The organism is Pseudomonas sp. WJP1, assembly GCF_028471945.1.
Classification (GTDB): domain Bacteria; phylum Pseudomonadota; class Gammaproteobacteria; order Pseudomonadales; family Pseudomonadaceae; genus Aquipseudomonas.
On sequence record NZ_CP110128.1, the window covers coordinates 3,011,147 to 3,035,130 of the forward strand.

Consider the following 23,984-nt stretch of genomic DNA (forward strand, 5'->3'; position numbering starts at 1 on the left):
GAGAATCGCCCCGCGATGGACCATCGCGGGGCGATTCGTTTACAGGTAAAGACGATGGATGACCTGGCGGCTGTCCTGGGGATCATTGTACGTCTCGAAGTGCAGCACCTTGGCCAGGTCGCGCATCGGAATATTGCTGGCGGCATCCACCGAATACATCTGGTGATAACCGTTGCGGCGGGCGGCCTTGATCAAATGCGCCATCAGCAATAGGCCCAGGCCCAGATGCGTCCAGTCATCGGCAACCGTGACGGCGCATTCACATTCATGTTCGCCGGTGGCCGCATAACGACTGACGCCGATCTCGACCAGTTCACCGTTGTCGTGGGCCAGGGCGATGAAGGCCACGCGCTGTTGGTTGTCGGTGTCCATCAACTGGTCGAGCAGCGCCGCGCCAGGCTCGTTGACCTGCGCGAGAAAGCGCATGTGCCGGGATTCGGGAGACAGGCGCTTGATGAAAGCATATTCACGCTCACGATCCTTTTGCGCCAGCGGCCGGATCAGCACATGGCGGCCATCCTTGAGCGCTTCGATCCAGTATTGGCCGTCGACGGCGGCGTAGGCGGCCGCGGCCCGATCATTGTGGTCTTTGACGGTTTGCATGGGGTTATTCCTCCAGTGGGGTTTGAAGGGGGCCAAGCGAAAAACGTTCGTGTTTGATTCCTTTCTACGCCGCTGTCTGCACTGGAGTTTGATCCAGATCAATTCGCAGGAGGTACAAGCGCGCAATGTTGAAACATGCCGGCAGGTGATGACCGGGATCGAACGGAGGTGTGTGATGGGCCAATATCAACGGTTGCTACTGATCGCCGATCAAAACCTGCGGCAGTCCCCCGCCATGCAGCGTGCAGTCGCCCTGGCCAAGGCCGCCGGGGCTGCGCTGGATGTGCGGGCCTTTGTCGAACCGGCGCCCGTGGCGCGTTTGTGGGAGGACAAAGTCGACGACGCAGAGCAACAGCGCTATTGGCGTCGCTACCGCCGCTGGGAGGCCGAAGAGTTCGACCGGCTCAGCGACCTGGATCTGGAGGTCACGGTCAAGGCCGTCTTCACCACCCATCCGCTGCTGGACATTTTGAAGACGGTCGAAGACCTGAAGCCCAACCTGCTGATCAAGGATGTGACCCTTGAACCCGCGCTGAAGCGGGTGTTCATCACGCCACTCGATTGTCACTTGTTGCGCGAAAGCCCGGTTGCCGTGCATCTGGTTAACCACGTCCGCTACAGCTTGCCCCACCGAGTCGTGGCGGCCGTGGATCCGTACGATTCGACGGCACAAATCAGCGGGTTGAATGACACCATCATCCAGACAGCCAATGCCCTGGCCCTGCAATGCGATGCGCCGTTACACCTGTTGTACGCCTATGACTTGTCGCCCATGTTCAACAGCGACGCGCCAATGGCCGGGGGCGGTTGGGGCGTCGACTGCTTCGAGGAGATGCGTCAGTCCTTGCACCAGGCGTTTATCACACTGGCGGAGCGCTACGGCGTGCCGCCTGAACGACGCCATTTCGTCATGGGGCTGCCGGTGCCGGTGATCAGTGAATTCGTCGAGGAGTTTCTGGCCGACGTGGTGGTGATGGGCACTGTGCACCGGGTGGGGCTCGAACGGCTGATCGGCAGCAATACAGAGCGGGCACTATACTCGGTGCCGGGGAGTCTGCTGGCAGTCAGGCAGCGTGCCAGCTTTGAATGATGATCTGACTGGAGACCTGTCATGAGCCAATATCAACGGTTACTGCTTATCATCAACCCGGCCCTGCGCCATCCCTCAGCAATTAACCGTGCTGCAGCGCTGGCCAGGGCGAGTGGCGCGAGTCTGCATATCGCAGCGCTGATTCCCTCATTCAAATGGCTATCGCTGCTTGAAGAAGGCGATCGAAAACTCGCTCGGGAGCACTACCTCCAGGACCATCAAGCCTGGCTGGAGGCTCAGGCAAAAAACCTGCGGGGCACAGGTATCGACGTGACCTGCGAGGTGGTTTGGGCCGAGGACATGAAACAGGACATCCTTGATCACGTCGCAGAGCTGCAACCCGACCTGTTGATCAAGGAAATCGAGCATGAATCGGCGCTCAAGCGGGCCTTCTTCACGCCTTTGGACTGGCATTTGCTGCGCCATTGTCCAGTACCGGTGTTTCTGCTGCGTCGCAGTGGCGCCGTGTTGCCACGCAGGGTGGTGGCAGCCGTCGAGGTGTCGGACAGCGAGTCAGCCGACGACGAACTGAATGAGCAGATCATCAAGCAGGCCGCAAGCCTTGCCCTGCAGTGTGAAGCCGAGTTGCATTTGTTGTACGCCTGCGATATCGCGGCAGGTTATCTGGCGGACATGGGCGGGCTGACGCTCGGCGACCTCACCAGAGAGCTACGCACAGACCTGGAAAAGTCCTTCCTGAGGTTGGCCGGCCGCTTCGGCGTTCCCCCTGATCGTCGACATTTCATCCAGGGGCATCCGGTGTCGGCGCTAAGTGAGTTCGCCAATGAGCATGACGTGGATGTCATCGTGATGGGCAGGGTCCAGTCCCACGGGGTGGGCAAACTTCTGGGGAGCACCACCGAGCATATCCTGTATCAAGTGCCGTGCTGCGTTCTTGCGGTTTAGATCGAATGGAGGCGTGAATTGATCGCACACTGCCTGCTACGCCTGGCAAACGTGATTATTTGCGCTTCCAGTACTTCTGCATTTCCAGAAAGAGGAAGGACGCGGTCCACGTAATCAGGACCAGCCCGGTCAGGGCCTCAAGCCCGGTCAGGTACTTGAGGTCGCCCAGCGGTGAAATATCGCCGAAGCCGATGGTCGTGTACGTGGTGAAGGAAAAGTACACGCAGTCCATCAGCGAACCGTCGAAGTTGCCCGTCAGGCTGCCCCAACGACCGGAGTGCACCATCAGGTAATAGACCAGCGCGAAACACCAGACTTCTGCAGCGTGGGCCAGCAGGGCACCAAATACCCCGACGACAATCCTGAAGCGGCTCCACAATTTGAGCCGGGGCAGCCAGTCGTTGAGGCGCAGCAGACATTCGTAGTGGATCACGACGGCGAGGATCACCACCAGCGCATTGATCAGCGTGACTGCCAGCATGGCAAATCTCCTGGGTGTCGATCCGACTGAAAGGGACACTCTCGAGCCGGCAGGCGATAAAAATCAACCGGCCTTGAGCCAAGCGTAGCGATCAATAGCCTCATCACCTTCAGACTTCGTTAAGAAATCCCTTTGATACTGCTCCCCAATTGATCCGGGGGAGGTGTTTTCCAATGTCCGAATTCAACTGGAACGTGCAGTTGCCGCTGTATTTCGGCCAAGCCGAAACACCGCCCATGAGCCTGCTCAGGGCCTTGCCCGGCGACGCGCAGCGGTCCGTGTTCGAAGGTTTCATCCAGCAACGGTTTCGCAAGGCCCACGGCGCCGACATCCGTCATTTCATGCCAGAACTGTTTGGCATGAGCGATGCGTCCGGTGCCTTGTGTGCGGTGGCCGGGGTGCGACTGGCCGGCACGCAACCGCTGTTTCTGGAGGGCTATCTGGACGAGCCGATCGATCCGCTGATCAGCGCCGCAGCGGACCGTACCGTAGGCCGATCCGCCATCGTCGAAGTCGGCAATTTGGCGGCCGCCGACACGGGCAGTGCGCGCATGAGCATCATCGCGATGACCTACGTGCTGGCCATGGGCGGCCTGGAGTGGGTGGCGTTCACCGGCAATATTGGCCTGGTAAACAGTTTCCATCGCCTGGGTTTGAAGCCGGTGACACTGTGTGCCGCCGATCCAGCGCGCCTGGGCGAGGACCGCCATGCCTGGGGCAGTTACTACGAAAGCAAACCCTGGGTTCACGTTGGCAATATTCGCAGCGGGTTCGTTCATTTACGCAACATGGGCCTGTTCAGTCGACTGGGTTTGCCTTCGTCCATCGAGGGTTGTTGCCATGTCGCCTGAAGTCGTGCGTTTCAAACAGACGCTGCGCGAACACGCCGAACGCAAGGGCAATGGCATTGCCTTGTGGGGCGATCAGTCGAAACTGGACTACACAACCCTGTACGCCGAAGTGATCGACCGCCAGCAACGACTGCGCGATGAACACATCGAGGTGCTTGCCCTGGCGTTGGACAATGGCGTCGAGGCGATGCTCTGGGACCTGGCCGCGCTGTTCGAAGGCTTGACCTGTGTCGCGCTGCCGTCTTTCTTCAGCCCGGCGCAGCGCCGTCATTGCCTGGAACAAAGCCAGGCCGAAAGGGTGATCGCCGAACCGCAACTGGCGGCGCAGCTGCAAGCGGCCGGCTATGACTATGAAAATACCGCTGGATTCTGGCGCCGCACCTTCAGTGACTCGAAGCGGATGCCCGAAGGCACCGCCAAACTGACCTTCACCTCCGGCACCACGGGGACACCCAAAGGCGTGTGCTTGAGCGCCGAGAGCATTCTGCGGGTCGCCCGCGAACTGGATCAGGCCAGTCGAAGCTGCCATCCCCGGCATCATCTGGCCCTGCTGCCGCTCGCCATTTTGCTCGAGAACATCGGTTGTTATGCCGCGTTGTATGCCGGCGCGACCTTGAGCCTGCCCAGCCAGGAAACCCTCGGTGTCCAGGGCGCCAGTGGGGTGGATGTGCCGCAATTGCTGGAATGCCTGGCCAAACGATCGCCCCAGAGCCTGATCCTGGTGCCGCAGTTGCTGCTGATGCTGGTCAGCGCGGCCGAGCAGAAAGCCTTCGATCCAGAACATCTACGGTTTGCCGCCGTGGGCGGTGCGCGGGTTAGCCTGGATTTGCTGCATCGCGCCCAACGCGCAGGCGTACCGGTCTACGAAGGGTACGGATTGTCGGAGTGTGCCTCGGTGGTGTGCCTCAATACACCGCAAGCCCTGCGTCCTGGCAGCGTCGGCCGGCCCTTGCCCCATGTGCAGATTCGCCTGGCCGACGACGGCGAAGTGCTGATCAAGGGTTCGACCCTGCTGGGTTACCTGGGGGAGGCGCCGCACGCTGATGAGTGGTGGCCCAGCGGTGATCTCGGCGAGTTCGACAAGGAGGGATTTCTTTACCTCAAGGGCCGCAAGAAACATCAGTTCGTCACCAGTTTCGGGCGCAACGTCAACCCGGAGTGGGTCGAAGCCGAACTGACCCAGCGCCGTCACATCGCCCAGGCCTTCGTCCATGGCGAAGCCCTGCCGGGCATCCATGCATTGCTCTGGCCGCACCGTGCGGACTGCCCGGACGAGCAATTGGCCGCCGCCGTGGCCGAGGCCAACGCGGCCTTGCCCGATTACGCCCGGATCCGGCACTGGACCCGCCTGGAACAACCCTTCACCGCTGCCAATGGCCTGCTGACGGCCAACGGTCGACCACGCCGCGACGCCATCGTCGAGCGATACCGGGTGCAGCTGACTGAGTCGGCACTTTTCGAGGAACCCGCACAATGAGCTTTTTCGACACGCTGCAAGAGGCCACCCACCAGGAGCGCAACACGCTGTTCAATCTGCCGATCATCGTCGATGCCCTCGAAGGCAAGGTCAGCCTGGAGAGCTACCGGGCCTTTTTGGCCCAGGCCTACTACCACGTGCGCCACACCGTACCGCTGATGATGGCCTGCGGTGCACGCCTACCGTCGCGCCTGGAGTGGCTGCGTGAAGCCGTGTGTGAGTACATCGAGGATGAATACGGCCACGAACAATGGGTACTCGATGACATCCAGGCCAGTGGCGGTGACAAGGAAGCGGTGCGCGACGGCCAGCCTTCGTTGGCCATCGAACTGATGGTCAGCTTTCTCTACGACCTGATTGCCCGGGGCAACCCGGTGGGGCTGTTCGGCATGGTCAATGTGCTGGAAGGCACCAGCATCGCCCTGGCCACCCATGCCGCCGGCAGCATTCGCGAGCGCCTGGGGCTGCCGCAAAGCGCCTTCAGCTACCTCGATTCCCACGGCTCGCTGGACATCGAGCATATGCAAACCTACCGCCGACTCATGAACAAACTGGACGACCCGGGCGATCAGGCCGCCGTCATCCACGCCTCCAAAGTGGTTTACCGGCTTTACGCCGACATGTTCCGTGGCCTGCCACGTGACGGGGAGAATCCGCATGCGCCTGTCTGAGGCTCGCGTGGTACTGACCGGCGCCAGCGGCGGCATTGGCCTGGCGATCGCCACTGCCTTGTGCGCCAGTGGCGCCACGGTGCTGGCCGTGGCCCGGCATCGGGAGGCGCTGGAGCCCTTGCTCGAACGCTATCGGGACAGGCTGTTCTGGGTGGGCGCCGACCTGACATTGCAGGCCGACCGGCGCAAGGTGCTGGCCGCCGCCGAAGTATTGGGCGGGATCAACCTTTTGATCAATGCGGCAGGGGTCAACCATTTCGCCATGCTCGAACAGCTTGATGACAGCGAAATCAACGCGATGCTGGCGGTGAACATCAGTGCGCCGGTGTGCCTGACCAAAACCTTGCTGCCACTGCTCAAGCAGGCCGGCAGCGCCATGGTGGTGAACGTCGGTTCCACCTACGGCTCGATTGGCTATGCCGGTTACGCCAGTTATTGCGCCAGCAAATTCGCCCTGCGCGGGTTTTCCGAAGCCCTGCGCCGGGAATTGGCGGACACCCGGGTCGGTGTGTTGTACGTCGCTCCGCGCGCCACCCGCACGAGCATGAACAGCCCGGCGGCGCAGGCCTTGAACGACGCACTCAAATCCAGCGTCGACGACCCGCAGACCGTCGCCTCGGCGGTCATCCACGCCATTGCCGGCGACCGCCGCGACTTGTACCTGGGCTGGCCGGAGCGCTTTTTCGTGCGCCTCAACAGCCTGTTGCCCAACCTGGTGGATCGGGGGTTGCGCAAGCAATTGCCGCTGATTCGCCGCCTGAGTCAGAAGCCAGACAACGAGAACCTCGAGCCATGAAAAAATTTGCCGCGTGTTTACTGCTGGGTGCCTTGAGCCAGGGCGTCTGGGCCCTGGACGCCGCCGACCAGCAACGTCTCAATGGCATCCAGCAGAGCTGGGCGCATATTCAGTACGAGTTGCCAGAGGGACAACGCACCGCCGCCTTCGAAACGCTCGCCACCCAGACGGCCGCGTTTACCCAGGAACGCCAATCGGTGGCCGAGGCCTGGATCTGGTCCGGCATCGTCACCAGCAGCTGGGCCGGAGCCCAAGGGGGCCTCGGGGCCCTGGGCAAGGTCAAGGACGCGAAGGCGTATCTGGAAAAAGCCCTGACCCTGGACCCCAAGGCCCTGCAAGGTTCGGCGTACACCAGCCTCGGTGCGCTGTATGACCGGGTGCCGGGCTGGCCGATCGGTTTCGGTGACGCGGACAAAGCCGAGCAACTGCTCAAGGTCGCCTTGCAGATGAACCCCAATGGCATCGACAGCCTGTACTTCTGGGGTGACCACCTCTACCGTCAAAAGCGCTACGCTGAGGCCAGGGCCGCGTTGCAAAAAGCCCTGTTGGCAGCCCCGCGTCCCGGTCGGGAAACTGCCGATGCCGGGCGTCGTAAAGAGATCGAAACGCTGCTGGTGGACGTGAACAAGAAACTTGGCTGACAGGAGCCCGCGTGCGCTTACTACTGATTGAAGATGATGTAGCCCTCGGTGAAGGCATTCATCAAGCCCTGGGGCGCGAAGGCTATACCGTCGACTGGTTGCAAGACGGCAGCAGCGCCTTGCATGCACTGCTCAGCGAAACCTTTGACTTGGCGGTGCTTGACCTTGGCCTGCCGCGCATGGACGGGCTCGAAGTGCTGCGGCGCTTGCGCGACAGCGGTTCGAACCTGCCGGTGCTGATTCTCACGGCCCGGGATGCCACCGAAGACCGCATTGCCGGGCTCGACGCCGGGGCGGATGATTACTTGATCAAGCCGTTCGACCTGGCCGAGTTCAAGGCGCGCCTGCGGGCCCTGTTGCGGCGCAGCGCCGGGCGCGCGCAGGTGTTGATAGAGCACGCTGGCATCAGGCTCAACCCTGGCACCCAGCAAGTCAGCTACCAGGGCGAGCCGGTGGCGCTCACGCCCAAGGAGTATCAACTGCTGCACGAACTCCTTTCGCCGCCAGGCCGGGTCATGACCCGCGACCATTTGATGCAGTTGCTCTACGGCTGGAACGAGGAGGCTGAAAGCAACACCCTGGAAGTGCACATCCATCACCTGCGCAAGAAGTTCTCCACCGACCTGATCCGCACCATTCGCGGCGTCGGTTATCTGGTGGAGGAGCGTCGGTGACGTCGATCCGCCGTCGCACCCTGACGCTGATCATCGGCCTGATGCTCGCGGGTCTCGGTGTGATCAGCGCCTTGAACCTGTACGACAGCCATCACGAAATTGCCGAAGTGTACGATGCCCAACTCGCGCAAAACGCGCGATTGCTGCAGGGCGTGCTGCGCATGCCACTGGCCAGCAAGGAGCACGCAGAGTTGTATGAGGCGTTCAACAAAGCCTTGAGCGAAGCGGTGCCCAGGGGTGACGGCCACCCCTATGAAAGGAAGATTGCCTTTCAGGTCTTCAATTCCCAGGGCGAAGTGCTGGTGCACACCGCCAGCGCTCCCTCTTTCACTGTTGCCCCCTCCATTCCCGGCTTCAGCGATGTGGTGGACCTGAACAACCGCCACTGGCGCGCGTTCCTGCTGGAAGACAAGCAGAGTCACCTGCGGATCTGGGTCGGTGAACGGGACGACGTACGGGCGGACCTGGTCGACCGGATCGTGCGCCATACCCTTTGGCCTAACGTGTTGGGCAGCCTGCTGCTTGCGGTGATGGTCTGGCTGGCCATCGGCTGGGGTCTCAAGCCGCTGGCGAACATGGCGGCGACCCTGCGTGCACGGCACAGCGGCTCACTGGAGCCGTTGCACCTGTCGCCACTGCCCAGCGAGCTGGAGCCCATGCAAGCGGCGCTCAACCGCGTGCTCGCGCAGATTCAGGAAGTACTGGGGCGTGAGCGACGTTTTATCGCCGACGCCGCCCACGAAATGCGCACGCCGCTGGCTGTACTCAGGGTGCATGCGCAAAACCTGATGGAGGCGGGGAGCGAGGCGGAGCGCCGCGCATCGCTGGAACACCTGATCGCCGGCGTGGACCGTACCAGCCGACTGGTCAACCAATTGCTCACGATGGCGCGCATCGAACCCCAGGCAGGCATTCAACCGCCCGAACACATTGACTTGGCGGCCACGGTTCGCGACAGCCTGATTCAGCTGACGCCCTGGTTGTTGGGCAAAAACCTGGAACTGGTGTTCGATGTCAGCGGCGACGTCGGCCAGGTAAAAGTCGATCCTGCGGCCATTGATATTGCCTTGAACAACCTGGTGACCAATGCGGCGAACTTCTCGCCTGCGCATGGGTTGATCACTGTCAGGCTGGCCAAAACGGAACAGGGCTATGAACTGTCCGTGGAGGACGACGGGCCGGGGATCAAGGAAGAGGACCGCGAGCGGCTGTTCGAGCGATTCTACAGCCGGGCAAATGACCAGGGAGCAGGCTTGGGACTGACCATCGTTCGGGCCATTGCCGATCGCCTGGGTGGGCAGGTCAGGCTGGAGAATCGCGAGCAGGGTGGATTGCGCGCTTCGTTGGAAATCCGGCGCTTTTGACGTTGTCATTTACATGACGCAAAGTGCCCAGGTTAGCCAGTCGAGCAATTACATAGTCAAACAGGAATGACCGATGTCCCAGCGCCGCTCAACATGGATTGCTCTATTGGTAGCCGTCACGTTCTTCATGGAGAACCTCGATGCCACGGTGATCGCTACCGCGTTGCCTGACATGGCCAGGACGTTCGGCGTCGCGGCGGTGGACCTGAACATTGGCATGAGCGCCTACATGCTCGCCGTGGCGGTGTCCATCCCCATGAGCGGCTGGTTGGCTGACCGTTTCGGCTCGCGCCTGGTCTTCAGTTCGGCGATCGTCCTGTTCACCCTGTCTTCGTTGATGTGCGGGTTGAGTGACAGCCTCGAAACCTTTGTCGCGGCTCGCGTGCTGCAAGGCATCAGCGGCGCGATGATGGTCCCGGTGGGGCGCCTGGCGGTGCTGCGCAGCACCGAGAAGAAAGACCTGGTGCGCGCGATCTCATTCATTACCTGGCCCGGCCTGGTCGCACCGGTACTTGGCCCTCCCGTGGGCGGTTTCATCGTCACCCACGCTTCCTGGCCGTGGATTTTCTATCTCAATCTGCCATTGGGCGTGTTGGCCCTGGTTGCCGCGCTGGCCTTGCTGCCTAAACGGGACGACGCCAGTGCGAGGACGTTCGATTTCAGTGGCTTTCTGTTGGTGGGTATCGCCAGCGCTGCCTTGCTGTATGGCGTGGAGATGCTCGGGCAAAGTCGTGACGATGTGCTACAAGGCCTGGCACTGAGTGGCACCGGTGTGGTTCTCGGCATTTTCGCCTGGCGGCATATGCGTCGGCATGCGCAACCCCTGCTGGCGCTGGGTGTAACCGGTATTCGTACTTTCAACGTTTGCCTGTGCGGGGGCTCGATTTTCCGGATCGCCATCAGCACCTTGCCGTTTCTCCTGCCGCTGATGTTTCAACTGGCTTTCGGTCTTTCTGCGTTCGATGCGGGGTTGCTGGTGTTGGCGGTGTTCGCCGGCAACCTGGCGATGAAACCTTTCACAACCTGGGTGATGCAGCGTTGGGGGTTTCGTCCGGTGCTGATGGTCAACGGCATCCTTGGCGTCCTGGCGATAGCGGCGTGCGCGCTGCTGGATGAGCGCATGAGTCCGGCGCTGATCCTGTTCATCCTGTTCGTCGGTGGCCTGTCACGCTCCATGCAGTTCACCGTGTTCAACACACTGGCCTTTGCCGAAATCCCCAAGGAACAGATGAGCGACGCTTCAACCCTGTTCAGCATGTTCTTCCAGTTGAGCATGGCGATGGGGGTGGCCATCGGCGCGTTGCTACTGCGCCTTTCCATGAACATCCATGGCACCGCAGGGCACGCCGAGACTGCCGACTTCCAGCTGACATTCCTGTGTGTGGCGGTAATTGCCGCCATCGCCTTGCTGGACAACCTGCGACTGCCGCCCCAGGCGGGGGAGGCGGTGTTGCAGCGTGCACGGGCCAAGGATTAGTGCGGTGGTTTGGCTTTCCCGTCCTGGACCCTGAAACTCAAGTGCACCGATGTTCCCTGTTTTTCCTGGATTGTCAGGCGCGCGTCGCCGCCGAAACATTCCATGATCTGCCTCACCATGATAAAGCCAATACCCAGCCTGCCTTGTCGGGTGGTGTAGAAAGATTTGAAGGCCATCAGTTGCTGTTGCCGGGAAGATCCACCCCCGGTGTCGCAGATGGTCAGGTTCAGCCATTGTTGGGCATCATCCAGGCGAGCCTCGATGTTCAGGGTTCCGGCGGTCGGCATCGCCTCTATGGCATTGGCAATGACGCTTCTTAAAATTTGCGAGAGCAACAGCGGATTGCTGATGACCCGGGGCGTGGATTGATTTTTGAACGCCACCTGGATTTTTGATGCACTCAGTTGCGCGCTGAAGCTGTCGAGTGCGACCTGTACCATCTCCATCGGATCCACCAGCTCTGCCTCGCCGCGGATCGGGCCCAGGCACAGGAGCAATTCCTGTACCCATCGCGACATCCGGTCCACCTGACCGACAATATCGTCGAGGTGCTTGCTTGCAGGCTGGCCGTCCATGTCATTTGCCAGTTCTGCGCTTGAACGGATGCAAGCCAGTGGGTTACGCAGGCTATGGGCAATGGCCGTGGACACTTCGCCCAAGCCAACGTAGGTTTTGTTGGCAACGACTTGAGCTTCTTTTGACGCCAGCTGGATCGATGTTCGTCGGGCAATCCAGTAAATCCCGAAATAAACCATCAGACCGCCCATGGTGGACAACCAGATTAGCCAGTGCCCGTGGTTGAGGCGTTCAATGAGGTCCGCAGGCTCCCTGTAGATTTCAACCACCGCCAGAATTTTCCCCTGGTCATCGACGATAGGGATGTAGCTTTCGATGAAAAATTCTTTCGGGGGGTGCAGGAATTTCTGTTCGCTGCGGTCTGCATCGACATTGCTGTACTTGGTGGATATCCGCTCCTTGGAACTGAATGCCTGCTCAAGCTCGTCATTCAGGAATGCTCGCCCAACCAGCTTCTTGTTCGTTGACCAGACCACTGTTCGAAGTGGGGAATAGATATTGATCAGGAGCGAGTTCGGGAGCTGCGCAAGATAGTCCAGGAATTCGAAGCTGATGGGCTGTGCGATCTGCTTCTGGTCTTGCGGCATCGTCTTCTGTTGAGTGAATGCCAGCAACTCCCCGATCTGCATACCCGCCAGTCCGTGATGGCGTATGTCACCCTTTGCGATGGTCTGGATGAACTGTGCTGACGTCAGTGCATCGCGCTCGAGGCTTTCCGCGACCAGGAAACTCGTCGACAAAGAGCCCAGCCCAAAAGCAATCACACTGACGAGAAGGAAGCTGGCAATGGAAAACCAGCGCAGGAGATTGAATTGTTGAGTGGGTGCAATCGAGTCAACTGTTCCAGGGCGAAAACGTTTATACAGCACGTCGATTGCAGGCATAGGGAGTACTCCAGGGTATGCTGCATTCCAGCAGCTTCAACCACTCAACCAAGTCCTGGATGATCAGCAGTATCCATGCCAATGCAGTGCCGCGCTTGCGCGGTGCGCCTGGCAACCGTCTCACCAGGGAAACACCGGGCCCGAAGCGGGTACTAAAACCCATATGTGGGGGCAGTTTCCCCTGAGCGTCGGAGAGCGGTTGCGCGCCCGCGCCGTCAGACAGGCTGCACCACCTTTCGATGCAACCACCGGGCTTCGCTTTGCAGTTCCAGCACGTGCCGATGGAAGCGTTCCAGCGAGGCATTGTGGCCGACGCTGATCAGGATCGACTCCGGCAGTGTCTGTTTGAGCAACTGATAGCAGCGCGTTTCGTTCGCATGATCCAGTGCCGAACTGCTCTCATCGAGGAACAGCACGCTGGGGCGGACCATCAGCGCCCGAACGAAGGCACAGCGTTGCTGTTCGCCGACGCTCAAGGTCTGGGCCCAATCCTGTTCCTCATCCAGTTGTTCGCCCAGGTGTTGCAGGCCGACTTGTTGCATGGCCAGGCGCAGTTCGACGTCGTGATCGCGATGGGGGGGCAGGGGATACCAGAGCGCATCGCGCAAGCTGCCCAGCGGCAGATAAGGTTTTTGCGAGAGTGTCAGGGTGCGCGCCCGGTCGTAACGGGTCGAACCGCGAGCATGGGGCCAAAGCCCCGTGAGCGCACGAATCAGTGTCGACTTGCCGTGGCCGGACGGCGCGCTGATCAGCAGGCTGTCACCGGGCTCGAGTGACAGGTTGAAGCCTTCGAGCAGAGTCCGGCCGTTTGGCAGCCAGATGTCCAGGTCCTTGATATGCAGGCCATCGGACTGCTGCCCGATGTTGACCCCCGCCTTGAGGTCGACCTTGTCCAGGCGCTCCTGGAAACCGATCAGCCGGTCGATCACCGATTTCCAGGCCGACAGTTCCGGGAACACCTCGACAAGGTAGGCAATGGCCGCATGCACTTCGCCGAAGGCGGCGCTGATCTGGGTCAGGCGACCCAGAGGAAACGCACCGGCAAAAAACTGTGGCGCCATGATGAACATCGGGATGACCGTGGCACTGCGCAAGTAGAAGGTCGAGTAACCCATGATCAACTTCTGCTTTTTCACCAGTGCCCAGAAGTTCTCCAGCGCCGCTTCCAGGCGTTGGTTGAACCGGGCATTTTCCATGGCTTCGCCGCGGTAATGGGCAACCGAGTCGGCGTTTTCCCGCAAGCGCATCAAGGAAAAGCGAAAGTCGGCTTCGCGCCGCTGTTGCATGAAGTTGAGCCGCGGCAATGCACGCCCCAGCCAAAACGCGAGGCCCGTGCCCAATAGCGCGTAGACCAGGGCGATCCACACCAGCAACCCCGGGATGACCAGTGATTGGCCGGCGAACGGCACGCTGACCAGGCTGGAAGCCTGCCAGAGGATATGCAGGAAGGAAAACAGCGACACCACCGACGTCAGCAATCCCAGGCTCAACTTGAGCGACTTGACGATGAACAGGTCGATGTCCTCGGCGATCCGCTGATCAGGGTTGTCGACGTCGGTCTCGGTCAGCTTCAGCTTCTGGTAACGCTGGTAGCCCAGCCATTGACCGAGCATGTTGCGGGTCGCCCAACGGCGCCAGCGCAACGTCAGCTTTTGCTGGAAGTGAAACGCGGCGACGGTAAACGCCGCGGTGCCCACCTGCAGCGCGATGAACTGCACACCGCCGAGGAGAAAGCCTTCGTAGTCCTTGTCCTGCAGGGCGTTGTAGAAGTGCAGGTTCCAGAAGTTGGTGAGGATGTTGACCCCCACCAGGCACAGGGTCATCAGCACCGTGCCCAGCAACAGCAGCAGGGCCGGGTACTTTTGTTCGGATGCCCAGAAAGGCCTTGCCAGACGCCAGAAGTTGCGGAGTGTTTGCATGAGGTCCTTGTGAGCCCGGTCGCTGATGACGTTGAGTTTGCAGGAGAGGACGGATAGGATCGGCCAATGCTAATCGTTTGCATTAAACAGGGATAGTCATGGGAGTCCCGTTATCGAATTTCCACAATGGCTGACCCAGGCCTGGCCGCCGATCCAGCAGGTCATCTGCAATGAGCCGGGTGATCAGCCCTCCATCGCCTTGAGTCGGCTTGCCGACCCCGCCGTGCTGCAACTCTTGCTGACCCGGTTCGCCTTGCTTTATCCGGGGGTGAACCGTGCTGCCGTGGTTTCGCAGTGGTCGATGAACTACATGAGCATCGTTTTGCCGGCCGCATTCGCCTGTGTACTTACCCGCCAGGCAGCGCTCGATTTCTGGGAAGGAGAGGCGGTGCTGCTGCACGATGATGGACAACCCCAGGCCGTGGGGTTGGCTGTGCAGCCAGCGAAACTGGCCCCGCAAGACCGCGCGGCCTATTGGTCGCGCTTGATCCACGAGCACCTGGCGCCGCTGTTCGTCACCCTGGCCGCCGCCGGAGGCCTGGCCCCGAAAGTCCTGTGGGGCAACATGGTCGCCATCTGGGACGGCGCCTTCGCCAGAATGGATGCCGACTTCTCCAGGGACGGCTTCGCCGAGGCGCACCAGTGGCTGGAGCAAGCGATCGTCAACGATGGGCGCCTGAAGTTGCGGGGCCTGCAACGCATGGTCGAATCACCGGCACCGCAGATTGTCCCGCGATTGCCATTGCGGCGGCATTGCTGCCTGCATTACCAGTTGCACGAACCCGTCGAAGGCGAACCGGCAGTGCTTTGTGAGTCCTGCCCCAAGTTGCATCGCCTGCCGGTGGCAGAACAGGTCAGCTACCTGCACTACATCTACCAGGACGATTGAGCGCCTCGATCCTTTCTGGCTTGCAGAGCACTTGTAGGAGCGAGCCTGCTCGCGATGGACGTCAACGATAACGCGCCCTGTCTGGATAAACGCGTCGCTCTGGAGTTTTTCGTCGGAACGCCGCCCGGAGCATGCTCGATCCTACAGGGGAATGCATTCCGCCCGGGGCGTGATATCGCTGAGCATGCCGTTTTCGATGCGAATCAGTCGGTCGGCCAGGCCGAAGTAGGTATCGTCATGGGAAATGACGATCACCAGTTTGCCGCGCTCGCGCAGGTCCGCCAGGATCCTGCTGTAGAAAAACTGCTTGAACACCGGGTCTTGATCGGCCGCCCATTCATCGAACAGATAGCAGGGGCGATCATCCAGGTAAGCACTGAGCAGCGCCAGGCGCTTGCGTTGCCCGGTGGACAGCGCCAACGTCGTCAACCGGCCTGCCTCGATCTGCACCTTGTGGTCCAGTTGCAGGTGGGTCAGGTACTCCTGTGCCTGCTGCAACCGTTGCGGGTCGTCACCATCCAGCAGGTTTTCGAACAGGCAAAAGTCAGTGAAGATCGCCGAGAAGTGCTGACGGTAACGGTGGTTGTCACCGGCCGAGGACACGCTCTCGTCGAGCACGATGTCACCACTCTCCGGCTGGTAAAGGCCGGTCAGCAACAACCCCAGGGTGGTTTTGCCGCTGCCATTGCCGCCGGTGATGAACACCACTTCACCGGCGTCGAGGGCGAGGTCGATGGGGCCCAGGGTGAAATGACCGTCCTCGCGTTCGCGGTAGTAAGTGTGGGTGACCTGCTGGCACACCAGGCGGCGAACCCGGGTTGCGGTGCTTGTGTCGAGGGTCTCGTTGGCACCTTGCAGTTGGCCTTCCAGGGCGCGGATCTTGTTCAGTGCCACGCTGGCCCGACCCAGGGTGGGCAGGGCATGCATCAGCTCCGATAGGGGGGTGATCATGTAGAGGATGGCCAGGATGTAGCCGGTGACCAGGCTGGCGCTCAGCTCGATGAAGTGCGGCGCGGCGAACAGCACCACGCCGATCAGCAGGTAGAACACCGCATTGCCCCAGTTGAGCACCACGGCATAGATACTCATGCCATGCACGAAATCCCGACGGTACTGCTGGCTCGCGGGGAGCAACAGGCGAGTGAAGAAGTGTTGCCGGCGCGGGTGGTTGAGCTGCAATTCCTTGGTGCCGTCGGTGAGCAGGCGGTAGTGATCGAACAACTGATCCTTGAGCTCGCGAGCCTGGGAGATCGAGGTCAGTGCCCGCCGTTGCGGCCAGTTGAAACTGAGGCTACCCAGGGCGATCAGCAACAGCGTCAAGCCCAGCAGCGGCAGGCTTAGCCAGCCCAGGTAACCCAGGCAGGCGGCAATGATGCCGGCATTGACCAGCAGGATCGGCACCCACTCTACCGCCTGGCTGATCGTCTGCGTGTCGTCGGTGAGCATGGCCAGCAAGCGGTGTTTGCCCAGGCGCTGCAATTGCGCGTAAGGGGTATCGATCAGCCTGGCACTGAGATGCAGGCGCATATCGTGAACCGCGCCTTGGCCCAGGCGCAGCAGGCTGATGTCGGAGATCACCCGCGAGACCGCCACCAGCACCACCAGGCCGGCAAAGTACAGGCCGTCTGCCGGTCGCAGTTGGTCGAACACCATCAGGCTGTGGTTGATGTTGGCAATCAGGCCCGCCGCTGCCAGGCCACAGGCCAGCCCCGTCAGCGTCGCGACCAATAAAGCGCGCCACGAACGTCTGGCCATGAGTAACAACAAATCCATTTCACGCGGCTCCGTCAGTGCGGGCGCCATCAAGGCGGGCAACCCGTTGCTGCTGCAAGGTAGCGGTCAGCTTAACCGTTGTGAATGCAAGGCTGCGAACCCTGAACACGAGGCAAAAGGGGGGCGAGCGTAATGTATTCGATCCGATACGAAGTGGCACTTTAAATACAAATGAGAGGATTTATCAATAGTGTTTGTTTAAGCATTACTTTGGATTAAACTCCCGCCGGCTGTAGGAAAACGGCGTTCTGGACGTAAGAAAAAACACAAAATATCTGTCGCAGGGGAGCGGGGCGTGAATTTCAAAAAAACTACAATGGCGTTGGCGGTGGGCTCGGCGGTCTGCCTGTCCAACGGCGTATGGGCGGCCGAGCAATCGAGCTCACTGGAAATTGCGCCCATCACGGTGACGGGTGAAAAAATCAACCGCACCCTGGAGCAGACCCAGTCGAGTGTCGCCGTGGTGACCGACAAGCAGCTGCGCGAGAAGGAAGACCATAGCCTGGTCGATGTCTTCGCTCGCACCCCGGGTGTCTACAACACGTCCGGCAACGAAAACTGGGGTATCCGTGGCGTGCCGGTCTCCGGTTACGATGACCAGGGCCCGGCTGCACTCAATGGTGCGGTCTCGGTATTCGTCGACGGCGCCGTGCAGCCCAACCGTGCACTGACCCTGAGCCCGATGCCGCTGTGGGACGTCGAGCAGGTCGAAGTATTCCTCGGCCCGCAATCCACCACCCAGGGCCGCAACTCCCTGGCCGGTGCCGTGGTCATCCAGACCAAAAATCCAACCTTCGAACCGAGCCTTTCGGCGATGGCCAATGGCGGTACCTATGGTGAGCGCGGGGGTGCGCTGGCCGGTGGCGGCGCGATCGTCGACGACAAGATCGCCGGCCGTATCGCCGTGGATTATCAGGAGGGTGACGGTTACATCGACAACCTCTTCAACGGAAACGACGCCAACCAGACCCGCACCGCGAACTACCGTGGCAAGCTGCTGATCCTGCCGAACGATGATCTTGATGTGCTGCTGACCTATGCCCATGCTGAAAACCGCAAGGGCGATAACGCGGTCGTTCGCCAAGGCGACAGGATTCGTTATTACAAAATCGACTCCAACACCGACGCCTACGACAAACTCAAGCAGGACACCGTCAGTGCCAAGGTCGACTACCGCCTCAATGACGACTGGTCCATCACCAGCCTCACGGCCAACACCGACTCCGATTACGATGCTCGCCTGGACTTCGACCAGACCTCCGTCGACAACCAGGTGGTGCTGCGCAAGCAATATGGCGACCTGTTCAGCCAGGAACTGCGCCTGAACTACAACTCGGAGACGTTGAAGAGTTTTGCCGGCCTCTACTACGGCCACAACACCAACAATTTCCACGACCGCTTGTTCTTCGAGGGCGATCCGTTCGGCACGGTCAAGGGTGATACGACGATCGAGAACAAGGCCGTGTTCGGTGAAGTCAACTGGACCTTCGCCCCGCGCTGGACCTTGATCACCGGCCTGCGCTACGACCACGAGACCAACGACACCGACGTCAAGGAAGATGATTTCTCGCAGCCTGGCAAAGACAAGCAGACCTCTGATGCCGTCCTGCCCAAACTCGGACTCGACTACGAGCTGGCTGCCAACCAATACCTGGGCTTCATGGTGCAGCGAGGTTATCGCGGTGGCGGCGTCAACGTCCGTGCCGGCAGCGGTCACGAGTCCTACGATCCGGAATTCACCACCAACTACGAACTGTCCTACCGTGGTTCGTTCATGGACCAGACCCTGCGTACCCGCGCCAACCTGTACTACACCGACTGGAAAGACCAGCAGGTCAGTGTGCTGAACCCGCAAACCGAGTTTCTTGACGTATTCAACGCCGGCAGCAGTGATATCAAGGGCCTGGAAGTCTCCATTGAAAAAGACTTCGGCCAACAGCTGACCCTGAATGCCGGTGCTTCGGTGACCGACGGCAAGTACAAGGACTTCGTCACCAGCGACGGCCGGGACATGAGCGGCGAAGACTTCCTCTTTTCGCCCAAGTACAAGATGGCATTGGGCGCGACCTATCGCTGGAACGACCGTGTGACCCTCAACACCGATGTCGTCTGGCAGAGCACTTCACCGTCTGAGTACGAGTTCGATGACGCGGGCCAGGTTACCGGCGAGCGCAAGGCCGACGCCTACTGGCTGGCCAACTTCAACGCCGAGTACAAACTCACCAAGAACGTCTCGGTTTCTGGCTACGTGAAAAACGCCTTCGACAAGGAATACGTCACCAACAACCGCAGTGGCGACATCATCGATGTCGGCGCCCCGCGCACAGCGGGCCTGATCCTGCGCTACGACATGTAAAGCGACACCCCATGGACGCGGGAAAAGGATTGCCCGCATCCGGTTTCATGGCTGTCGTGACCTGAAACGTTCCAGGCGTCGATGCAGGGTTCGGTGTGTCATTTGCTTTGTTCTGTACAAACTTCGCGGCCGCCATGGCTTTAGTCGGATCAATCACTTTGCGGGCGTTCGCCGGTTATCAGTCCGCGAATGGCGTTGATGGCGCGTTCGCGGGCGCTTTTCAGCAGTTGTGGAGAAAGCATTGGCGGCTGCAAGGTCCCTTGTGACAAGGGCATGACGCCAAGCGCGATATGCGCCTGCTCGAATTGCCGCTCCCGCCTTATCAGTCCGCCCGACACGAGTTTGAAATAGAATCTGCTGAAGCCTTCCTGTTGCTTGGGTGTGCCACGTACTCCCGTTGTGCGGTCAATGACCCCCAGTCGTTGCTCCAGAGCATGGCGAAGCCGGGCTTTGCCCTTGCGTTGGATGGGCAACGGAAATACCGCGACCGGACGTCCGGTCATGCAGGCCTCTGTCAGCATTGAAAGGCTGTCGCCGGTGACGATAAATCCATCCGCCAGCGCGAGAAATGCAGGATAGGGATTGTCTGGCGTCTCACCGAATCGATACGCCCAGCATGGAACGTCAATGGCAGTCAGCACCGCATCGGTGGTCGTTGCCGATGAGCGCGGACTGGTCGATAACAGAATCGAGCCGCCCAGGGCCTTGACCGCGGCATTGGCTTCACGGCCGAGTCGAACCTCAGCATCGGCGTCCATGCAATAAGGTGCGGCGCTTGCGCCCACGAGGACGGCGATCCAGGGGCGCGGCAGTGAAGTGAAGCGCTGTCGCCATAGCTCCAGTTGCGCCTGATCCAGCGTGCGCGGGTTCATGTACGGGGCAGGGAGGTCCACTACGTTGTCCGCCAGGGCAAGCCCATATTGCGGCGTCGACAACACCAGGTCGAAGCGCCACAAGGGGACCTGGGCACGTCCCACATGGACCAGTCGTGTCGTGTCCTTGGAGCGATGCTTGATCCACTGGGCAATCTGGGCGCAACGCCGTCCCGCACTCAGGACCATGTCTGGCCAGGGTGCGCTCAGGCCCGGTACTGGCCGTCTGGGCAACCAGGTGCCCAGCAGGGCGTCGAGCAGATAAGGGCGAGGTGGGATGGTGATGCGTTTGCATTCGTAAGGCCAGCCCAACGCGTCGGCCATGGCCATCAGCTGTGCATTGTCACCTGCATGATTGCTCAGCAGCACCCAGACCTTGGGGCTGTCGGCCGTCTTGCGCCGCAACGCATAGTCCGCGACAAAGCGCTGCGTGCGACCCTTCTCATCCTCGCAATCGAGCTGCCAGCAACGATCCGGATAGCGCCGCGCGATGCGCCGCAGGAGTCGGCGCCAGCCGCTGACAGAGCTGATCATCGAACCATCGCCACTGAGCCTTGCCTTGATGTAAAGCAATCGGGTGGCCAGGCTGAACAGGCGATCGATGACCCAGGGCAGGTCTTGCGGCGCCAGCTTTTCAAGGCCATGGGCCGCGATGAAATCCTGAGGGGGTAGATCGACCTGGCGAAGCTGCTCAATATCGAACTGCCTGACTGTTGGGCCGTGTGCCTGCGCTTGTTGCCATGGTCCGATCAGCCCGAGCTTCGCACACTGCAGCTTGTGACTGAGCAGTTTGACATCTTCCGGGATAAGCGCCGGTTGCGTGGTGATTTCCTGGCTGGCGTGGACGAATCGGGGACTGGGTTGTGCGGCCGTGTAGAGCTCATACCCGGCAGCGTCTGCCGCTTCCTCAAGGCTGAGAAAAATTTCGCCGTAGGGATGGATCTGATAGCTGTATTGCGCGGGCAGCGGTCTCCAGGGCTGCAGATGCAGCGTCGTGTAATGCAACAACCGGGACTCGCCGTGTTTGTATTCCAGGTCCCGTGCGTGCCAAATCGCATCCAGTATCCCGAAGCAGCCCGGTATCTCGGCTGCAAGCGCGTGCAGTTTCTTTTTACTGGTCGTGGTGGCAGCTTTCATGTTCCAGCAGCGGTGCATCCGCTCGCAGTCGATGAGCATGACGGCGGTCTCTCTGGGCGCGAGCGCCAGATAGCCGTGCTCGCCCATCGGTTGGTCGAACAGCGGGGCCGGGTCGGCGGTGTAGATCTGATCGACGTCATTATAGAGCGCGCGACCGTGGCGCCCAGCCAGGTCCGGGATAGCGAAGCGGTAATTGGTGAAGCCGGTACGCCAGCCCGCCTGGTCGAAACCGGGCAGGCCCGTCATCCGGTAAATTTCATAACGACGGTCCGGGTTTCGCACCTGCTCCAGCGCATAGACGAACATGCGCTCGGCACGGTACTGCGCAGGTTCGGTACCCAGGAATATGCGCACGGCGGGTGCCTGCGGGGCACCGGCTCGGGCTGCCAGGACGATCGGCTCGATGCGGGGGATCGCCACCTGATCCCCAGTGTTCGCTTCGGCGACGGGATCGCGGGTGTCGATGCTTGAGGATGACTGTGCTGAACCCTCCAAGCGCATGGGCGTGTCCTCGGAAAATTAACCACCCAAGCATAGAGCGAAATACGAGAGTCGAGGATAAAGTTTCCGAGTGGTGTTTTTTTCAGTCGAGGCGATGGGCGGGTGTCGAAAGGTTTAACTGAGCGAATGGATTGTTCTAGTCTAGCAAGCAAGTCTTTAAATGATCGCAGGTCCTGCTAGTTCAAATCCTTAAACAGGAGCCCGGGACAAATGGGTCTATTCGAACAACGCACCCGTACTGCAGCAATCTTGTTGAGCGCCGGACAAGGACGACGGCTTCTTCCCTATACGACGAACAGCCCCAAGTGCCTGATCGAGGTGGGTGGGCAGCGGGTCATAGAATGGCAGATTGATGCGCTGATGGCCGCCGGGATAAGCCGGATAACCGCGGTGATCGGTTATGGTGCAGAGCAGGTCGAGCGGGTGTTGAACGAACGTTACGGGCCAGGTGTCATTTCTACGATTTACAACCCGTTCTTTGAAGTTGCCGATAACCTGGCCAGTTGCTGGATGGCTCGCCAGATAATGCATGACGATTTCATCCTGCTAAATGGCGATACACTATTCGACCAGCCAGTCCTGGAGCGTCTACTTGATGCGCCTGCCAGGGCAATTACACTCGCGGTCGACAGGAAACCGGCTTACGACAGCGACGATATGAAAGTTCAACTCGTCGGTGATCGAATCAGCGCCATCAGTAAACAGATCCCGCTCGATTATGTCGACGGGGAGTCTATTGGCATGATGCATTTCCAGACGGGAGGAGGGCCGCTGTTTCGAAGTGCGCTGGAAGAAAGCATGCGCCGTCCTGAAGCCCTGCAAATGTGGTATTTGAGCATCATCGATCATCTTGCAGGGACTACTGGACAGGTTTTCGCGCAGTCAATCGAAGGGTTGGGCTGGGTTGAGTTGGACTATCCTGCCGACCTCAGGGCAGCACAAGTGCTGGTCAGGCCCTGGGTAGACCGCAAGCGTGGCACAGAAACCTCCTGCGTTCAGGGCGAGAACGAGCGCTCCTGACGTGGGAACTTCAAGCCCCTTCAATCGATTGGGCTCACAACCGTAGACAGCCGACAGTCACAATGAGATTCGACGCTGCGTTCAAACGCGCTGCGGGAGACAGAATACTCCCAGCGTTCGATGCTGACGTGCCGGGTTCGTTTATCCAGATAGAGTCGGTTGAACGAATTGGGCGCATTGCCGCGTAGACGTGACGAGAGCGTGGTTCCCGCCTGAACCCCCCAGATTTCCTTGGACAGTCCGGCATATTGCGTGCTGAGTGCCAGCACATAGGGAAGATGAATGTGCCCCCCCATCACCAGGTCGAGCCCTGCCGAGGCCCAGCGTTCCAATGCAGCCCTGGCGCCGATCTGCAGGTTGCGTCGGTCGCTGGCGACGATTGAGCCGAACGGTTGATGAGCGACGACGATGCGCAGTTTTTGCGGATCGCATTTCTGTAGCCGCTCAGCCACTTCCTCGACTTGCCGGGCCGTAACCTTGCCCGCTTTGCGCCGTTTAGGGTGTGTCGTGTTCAAGCAGATGATCAGGGCATCGTCATTCTCGAAGATGGGCGCGAGATTGCTGTCGATGTACCGGTAATAATTCCCATAGGGTGCAAAAATCCGCGCGAACAGGTTGTACATGGGAATATCGTGGTTGCCGGGTATCGTCAGGACTTGCGGTACTCCGTAGTCCTTGATGCGCTTGATGAATGCCTGCGCCGAGGCGAATTGCTCACGCCTGGCGCGCTGCGTGATGTCCCCTGAGAAAAGGACCAGGTCGGCACCGTGAGCCTTGACGTGCGTTTCGAAGGCTTGCATGACGGGGGGCTGTTCCGTGCCGAAATGCGTATCGGAAATATGCAGGAGACGGGTCATCGTGGCTGGTAATCCTCTATACCCGACAGGGCTCGGCTGCGCAGGACGACTTTTTCCAGGCGCTTGATAATCCACAACCCGAGCGCCACGCTGGGCTGATGCATGCGCTTTGGAGATCGGGCGCTGGGGCGATCTTCGCCTCTGTTCATGGGTTGCCTCTGTGGTTCGC

At 60.3% G+C, this 23,984-nt stretch carries 21 protein-coding genes; 13 read left to right on the top strand and 8 right to left on the bottom strand.

From position 1 onward, the window contains the following. Positions 1-39 precede the first annotated feature (39 nt). Positions 40-603 (bottom strand): GNAT family N-acetyltransferase, encoded by a 564-nt coding sequence (locus OH720_RS13725; RefSeq protein WP_272606052.1) that lies wholly within the window; start codon positions 601-603, stop codon positions 40-42. Positions 604-778: 175 nt separating this feature from the next. On the opposite strand from OH720_RS13725, the gene OH720_RS13730 reads away from it, so the two are divergent. Beyond that, positions 779-1,693 (top strand): universal stress protein, encoded by a 915-nt coding sequence (locus tag OH720_RS13730; protein WP_272606053.1) that lies wholly within the window; start codon positions 779-781, stop codon positions 1,691-1,693. Positions 1,694-1,714: 21 nt separating this feature from the next. Beyond that, complete coding sequence (locus OH720_RS13735; RefSeq protein WP_272606054.1) at positions 1,715-2,599, top strand: universal stress protein; 885 nt, start codon at positions 1,715-1,717, stop codon at positions 2,597-2,599. 55 nt (positions 2,600-2,654) lie between these two features. Here the strand turns inward: OH720_RS13735 and OH720_RS13740 are convergent, their stop codons facing one another. Then, positions 2,655-3,080, bottom strand: a complete 426-nt coding sequence (locus OH720_RS13740) for a potassium channel family protein (RefSeq protein ID WP_272606055.1) — start codon at positions 3,078-3,080, stop codon at positions 2,655-2,657. 173 nt (positions 3,081-3,253) lie between these two features. On the opposite strand from OH720_RS13740, the gene OH720_RS13745 reads away from it, so the two are divergent. The 8 genes from OH720_RS13745 to OH720_RS13780 all read left to right on the top strand — a co-directional run bounded on the left by OH720_RS13745 (position 3,254) and on the right by OH720_RS13780 (position 11,031). After that, the gene (locus OH720_RS13745) at positions 3,254-3,931 is read left to right on the top strand and encodes a thermostable hemolysin (protein ID WP_272606056.1); all 678 of its coding nucleotides are present in this window, start codon (positions 3,254-3,256) and stop codon (positions 3,929-3,931) included. Beyond that, a complete protein-coding gene (locus tag OH720_RS13750) occupies positions 3,921-5,408 on the top strand; it encodes an AMP-binding protein (RefSeq protein ID WP_272606057.1) in 1,488 nt (495 codons plus the stop codon). The genes OH720_RS13745 and OH720_RS13750 overlap by 11 nt, the downstream gene beginning before the upstream one ends. After that, a complete protein-coding gene (locus tag OH720_RS13755) occupies positions 5,405-6,079 on the top strand; it encodes a TenA family transcriptional regulator (protein ID WP_272606058.1) in 675 nt (224 codons plus the stop codon). The genes OH720_RS13750 and OH720_RS13755 overlap by 4 nt, the downstream gene beginning before the upstream one ends. After that, positions 6,066-6,875, top strand: coding sequence for an SDR family oxidoreductase (locus OH720_RS13760; RefSeq protein WP_272606059.1), 810 nt, complete (start codon positions 6,066-6,068; stop codon positions 6,873-6,875). The genes OH720_RS13755 and OH720_RS13760 overlap by 14 nt, the downstream gene beginning before the upstream one ends. Further along, on the top strand, positions 6,872-7,516 hold the full coding sequence (locus OH720_RS13765; protein WP_272606060.1) for a tetratricopeptide repeat protein: 645 nt from the start codon (positions 6,872-6,874) through the stop codon (positions 7,514-7,516). Before OH720_RS13760 ends, OH720_RS13765 begins: the two co-directional genes overlap by 4 nt. Before the next feature lie 11 nt (positions 7,517-7,527). Then, positions 7,528-8,190 (top strand): response regulator, encoded by a 663-nt coding sequence (locus OH720_RS13770; protein WP_008061647.1) that lies wholly within the window; start codon positions 7,528-7,530, stop codon positions 8,188-8,190. Then, positions 8,187-9,554: a sensor histidine kinase gene (locus OH720_RS13775; protein WP_272606061.1), complete on the top strand. Its 1,368-nt coding sequence runs from the start codon at positions 8,187-8,189 to the stop codon at positions 9,552-9,554. Before OH720_RS13770 ends, OH720_RS13775 begins: the two co-directional genes overlap by 4 nt. 73 nt (positions 9,555-9,627) lie before the next feature. Then, positions 9,628-11,031, top strand: coding sequence for a DHA2 family efflux MFS transporter permease subunit (locus tag OH720_RS13780; protein WP_272606062.1), 1,404 nt, complete (start codon positions 9,628-9,630; stop codon positions 11,029-11,031). Here the strand turns inward: OH720_RS13780 and OH720_RS13785 are convergent. Further along, positions 11,028-12,491 carry a sensor histidine kinase gene (locus tag OH720_RS13785; RefSeq protein ID WP_272606063.1) on the bottom strand — a complete coding sequence of 488 codons (1,464 nt, stop codon included), beginning with the start codon at positions 12,489-12,491 and terminating at the stop codon, positions 11,028-11,030. The two genes, OH720_RS13780 and OH720_RS13785, sit on opposite strands and share 4 nt — an antisense overlap. 215 nt (positions 12,492-12,706) lie before the next feature. Next, complete coding sequence (locus tag OH720_RS13790) at positions 12,707-14,410, bottom strand: ABC transporter ATP-binding protein/permease (RefSeq protein ID WP_272606064.1); 1,704 nt, start codon at positions 14,408-14,410, stop codon at positions 12,707-12,709. Positions 14,411-14,609: 199 nt separating this feature from the next. On the opposite strand from OH720_RS13790, the gene fhuF reads away from it, so the two are divergent. Next, positions 14,610-15,299 (top strand): siderophore-iron reductase FhuF, encoded by a 690-nt coding sequence (gene fhuF / locus OH720_RS13795; RefSeq protein ID WP_272606065.1) that lies wholly within the window; start codon positions 14,610-14,612, stop codon positions 15,297-15,299. 141 nt (positions 15,300-15,440) lie between these two features. Here the strand turns inward: fhuF and OH720_RS13800 are convergent, their stop codons facing one another. Further along, complete coding sequence (locus tag OH720_RS13800; protein WP_272606066.1) at positions 15,441-17,072, bottom strand: cyclic peptide export ABC transporter; 1,632 nt, start codon at positions 17,070-17,072, stop codon at positions 15,441-15,443. 295 nt (positions 17,073-17,367) lie between these two features. On the opposite strand from OH720_RS13800, the gene OH720_RS13805 reads away from it, so the two are divergent. Then, positions 17,368-19,428: a TonB-dependent receptor gene (locus OH720_RS13805; RefSeq protein ID WP_272606067.1), complete on the top strand. Its 2,061-nt coding sequence runs from the start codon at positions 17,368-17,370 to the stop codon at positions 19,426-19,428. Positions 19,429-19,577: 149 nt separating this feature from the next. Here OH720_RS13805 and OH720_RS13810 read toward each other — a convergent pair whose 3' ends face one another. Continuing rightward, the gene (locus OH720_RS13810) at positions 19,578-21,938 is read right to left on the bottom strand and encodes an ELM1/GtrOC1 family putative glycosyltransferase (protein WP_272606068.1); all 2,361 of its coding nucleotides are present in this window, start codon (positions 21,936-21,938) and stop codon (positions 19,578-19,580) included. Positions 21,939-22,148: 210 nt separating this feature from the next. Between OH720_RS13810 and OH720_RS13815 the strand changes: the two genes are divergently transcribed. Then, positions 22,149-22,958, top strand: a complete 810-nt coding sequence (locus tag OH720_RS13815) for a phosphocholine cytidylyltransferase family protein (protein WP_272606069.1) — start codon at positions 22,149-22,151, stop codon at positions 22,956-22,958. 20 nt (positions 22,959-22,978) lie between these two features. Here OH720_RS13815 and OH720_RS13820 read toward each other — a convergent pair whose 3' ends face one another. Both OH720_RS13820 and OH720_RS13825 read right to left on the bottom strand, forming a co-directional pair. Then, positions 22,979-23,815, bottom strand: a complete 837-nt coding sequence (locus OH720_RS13820; protein ID WP_272606070.1) for a metallophosphoesterase family protein — start codon at positions 23,813-23,815, stop codon at positions 22,979-22,981. Then, the gene (locus OH720_RS13825) at positions 23,812-23,964 is read right to left on the bottom strand and encodes a hypothetical protein (protein WP_272606071.1); all 153 of its coding nucleotides are present in this window, start codon (positions 23,962-23,964) and stop codon (positions 23,812-23,814) included. Before OH720_RS13825 ends, OH720_RS13820 begins: the two co-directional genes overlap by 4 nt. Between the last annotated feature and the right edge of the window lie 20 nt (positions 23,965-23,984).

Excerpts from the sequence above, each read along its gene's own strand:
- OH720_RS13725 (WP_272606052.1), bottom strand. The coding sequence starts at position 603 with ATGCAAACCGTCAAAGACCACAATGATCGGGCCGCGGCCGCCTACGCC.
- OH720_RS13730 (WP_272606053.1), top strand. The coding sequence starts at position 779 with ATGGGCCAATATCAACGGTTGCTACTGATCGCCGATCAAAACCTGCGG.
- OH720_RS13735 (WP_272606054.1), top strand. The coding sequence starts at position 1,715 with ATGAGCCAATATCAACGGTTACTGCTTATCATCAACCCGGCCCTGCGC.
- OH720_RS13740 (WP_272606055.1), bottom strand. The coding sequence starts at position 3,080 with ATGCTGGCAGTCACGCTGATCAATGCGCTGGTGGTGATCCTCGCCGTC.
- OH720_RS13745 (WP_272606056.1), top strand. The coding sequence starts at position 3,254 with ATGTCCGAATTCAACTGGAACGTGCAGTTGCCGCTGTATTTCGGCCAA.
- OH720_RS13750 (WP_272606057.1), top strand. The coding sequence starts at position 3,921 with ATGTCGCCTGAAGTCGTGCGTTTCAAACAGACGCTGCGCGAACACGCC.
- OH720_RS13755 (WP_272606058.1), top strand. The coding sequence starts at position 5,405 with ATGAGCTTTTTCGACACGCTGCAAGAGGCCACCCACCAGGAGCGCAAC.
- OH720_RS13760 (WP_272606059.1), top strand. The coding sequence starts at position 6,066 with ATGCGCCTGTCTGAGGCTCGCGTGGTACTGACCGGCGCCAGCGGCGGC.
- OH720_RS13765 (WP_272606060.1), top strand. The coding sequence starts at position 6,872 with ATGAAAAAATTTGCCGCGTGTTTACTGCTGGGTGCCTTGAGCCAGGGC.
- OH720_RS13780 (WP_272606062.1), top strand. The coding sequence starts at position 9,628 with ATGTCCCAGCGCCGCTCAACATGGATTGCTCTATTGGTAGCCGTCACG.
- OH720_RS13785 (WP_272606063.1), bottom strand. The coding sequence starts at position 12,491 with ATGCCTGCAATCGACGTGCTGTATAAACGTTTTCGCCCTGGAACAGTT.
- OH720_RS13790 (WP_272606064.1), bottom strand. The coding sequence starts at position 14,410 with ATGCAAACACTCCGCAACTTCTGGCGTCTGGCAAGGCCTTTCTGGGCA.
- OH720_RS13800 (WP_272606066.1), bottom strand. The coding sequence starts at position 17,072 with ATGGATTTGTTGTTACTCATGGCCAGACGTTCGTGGCGCGCTTTATTG.
- OH720_RS13810 (WP_272606068.1), bottom strand. The coding sequence starts at position 21,938 with ATGCGCTTGGAGGGTTCAGCACAGTCATCCTCAAGCATCGACACCCGC.
- OH720_RS13815 (WP_272606069.1), top strand. The coding sequence starts at position 22,149 with ATGGGTCTATTCGAACAACGCACCCGTACTGCAGCAATCTTGTTGAGC.
- OH720_RS13820 (WP_272606070.1), bottom strand. The coding sequence starts at position 23,815 with ATGACCCGTCTCCTGCATATTTCCGATACGCATTTCGGCACGGAACAG.
- OH720_RS13825 (WP_272606071.1), bottom strand. The coding sequence starts at position 23,964 with ATGAACAGAGGCGAAGATCGCCCCAGCGCCCGATCTCCAAAGCGCATG.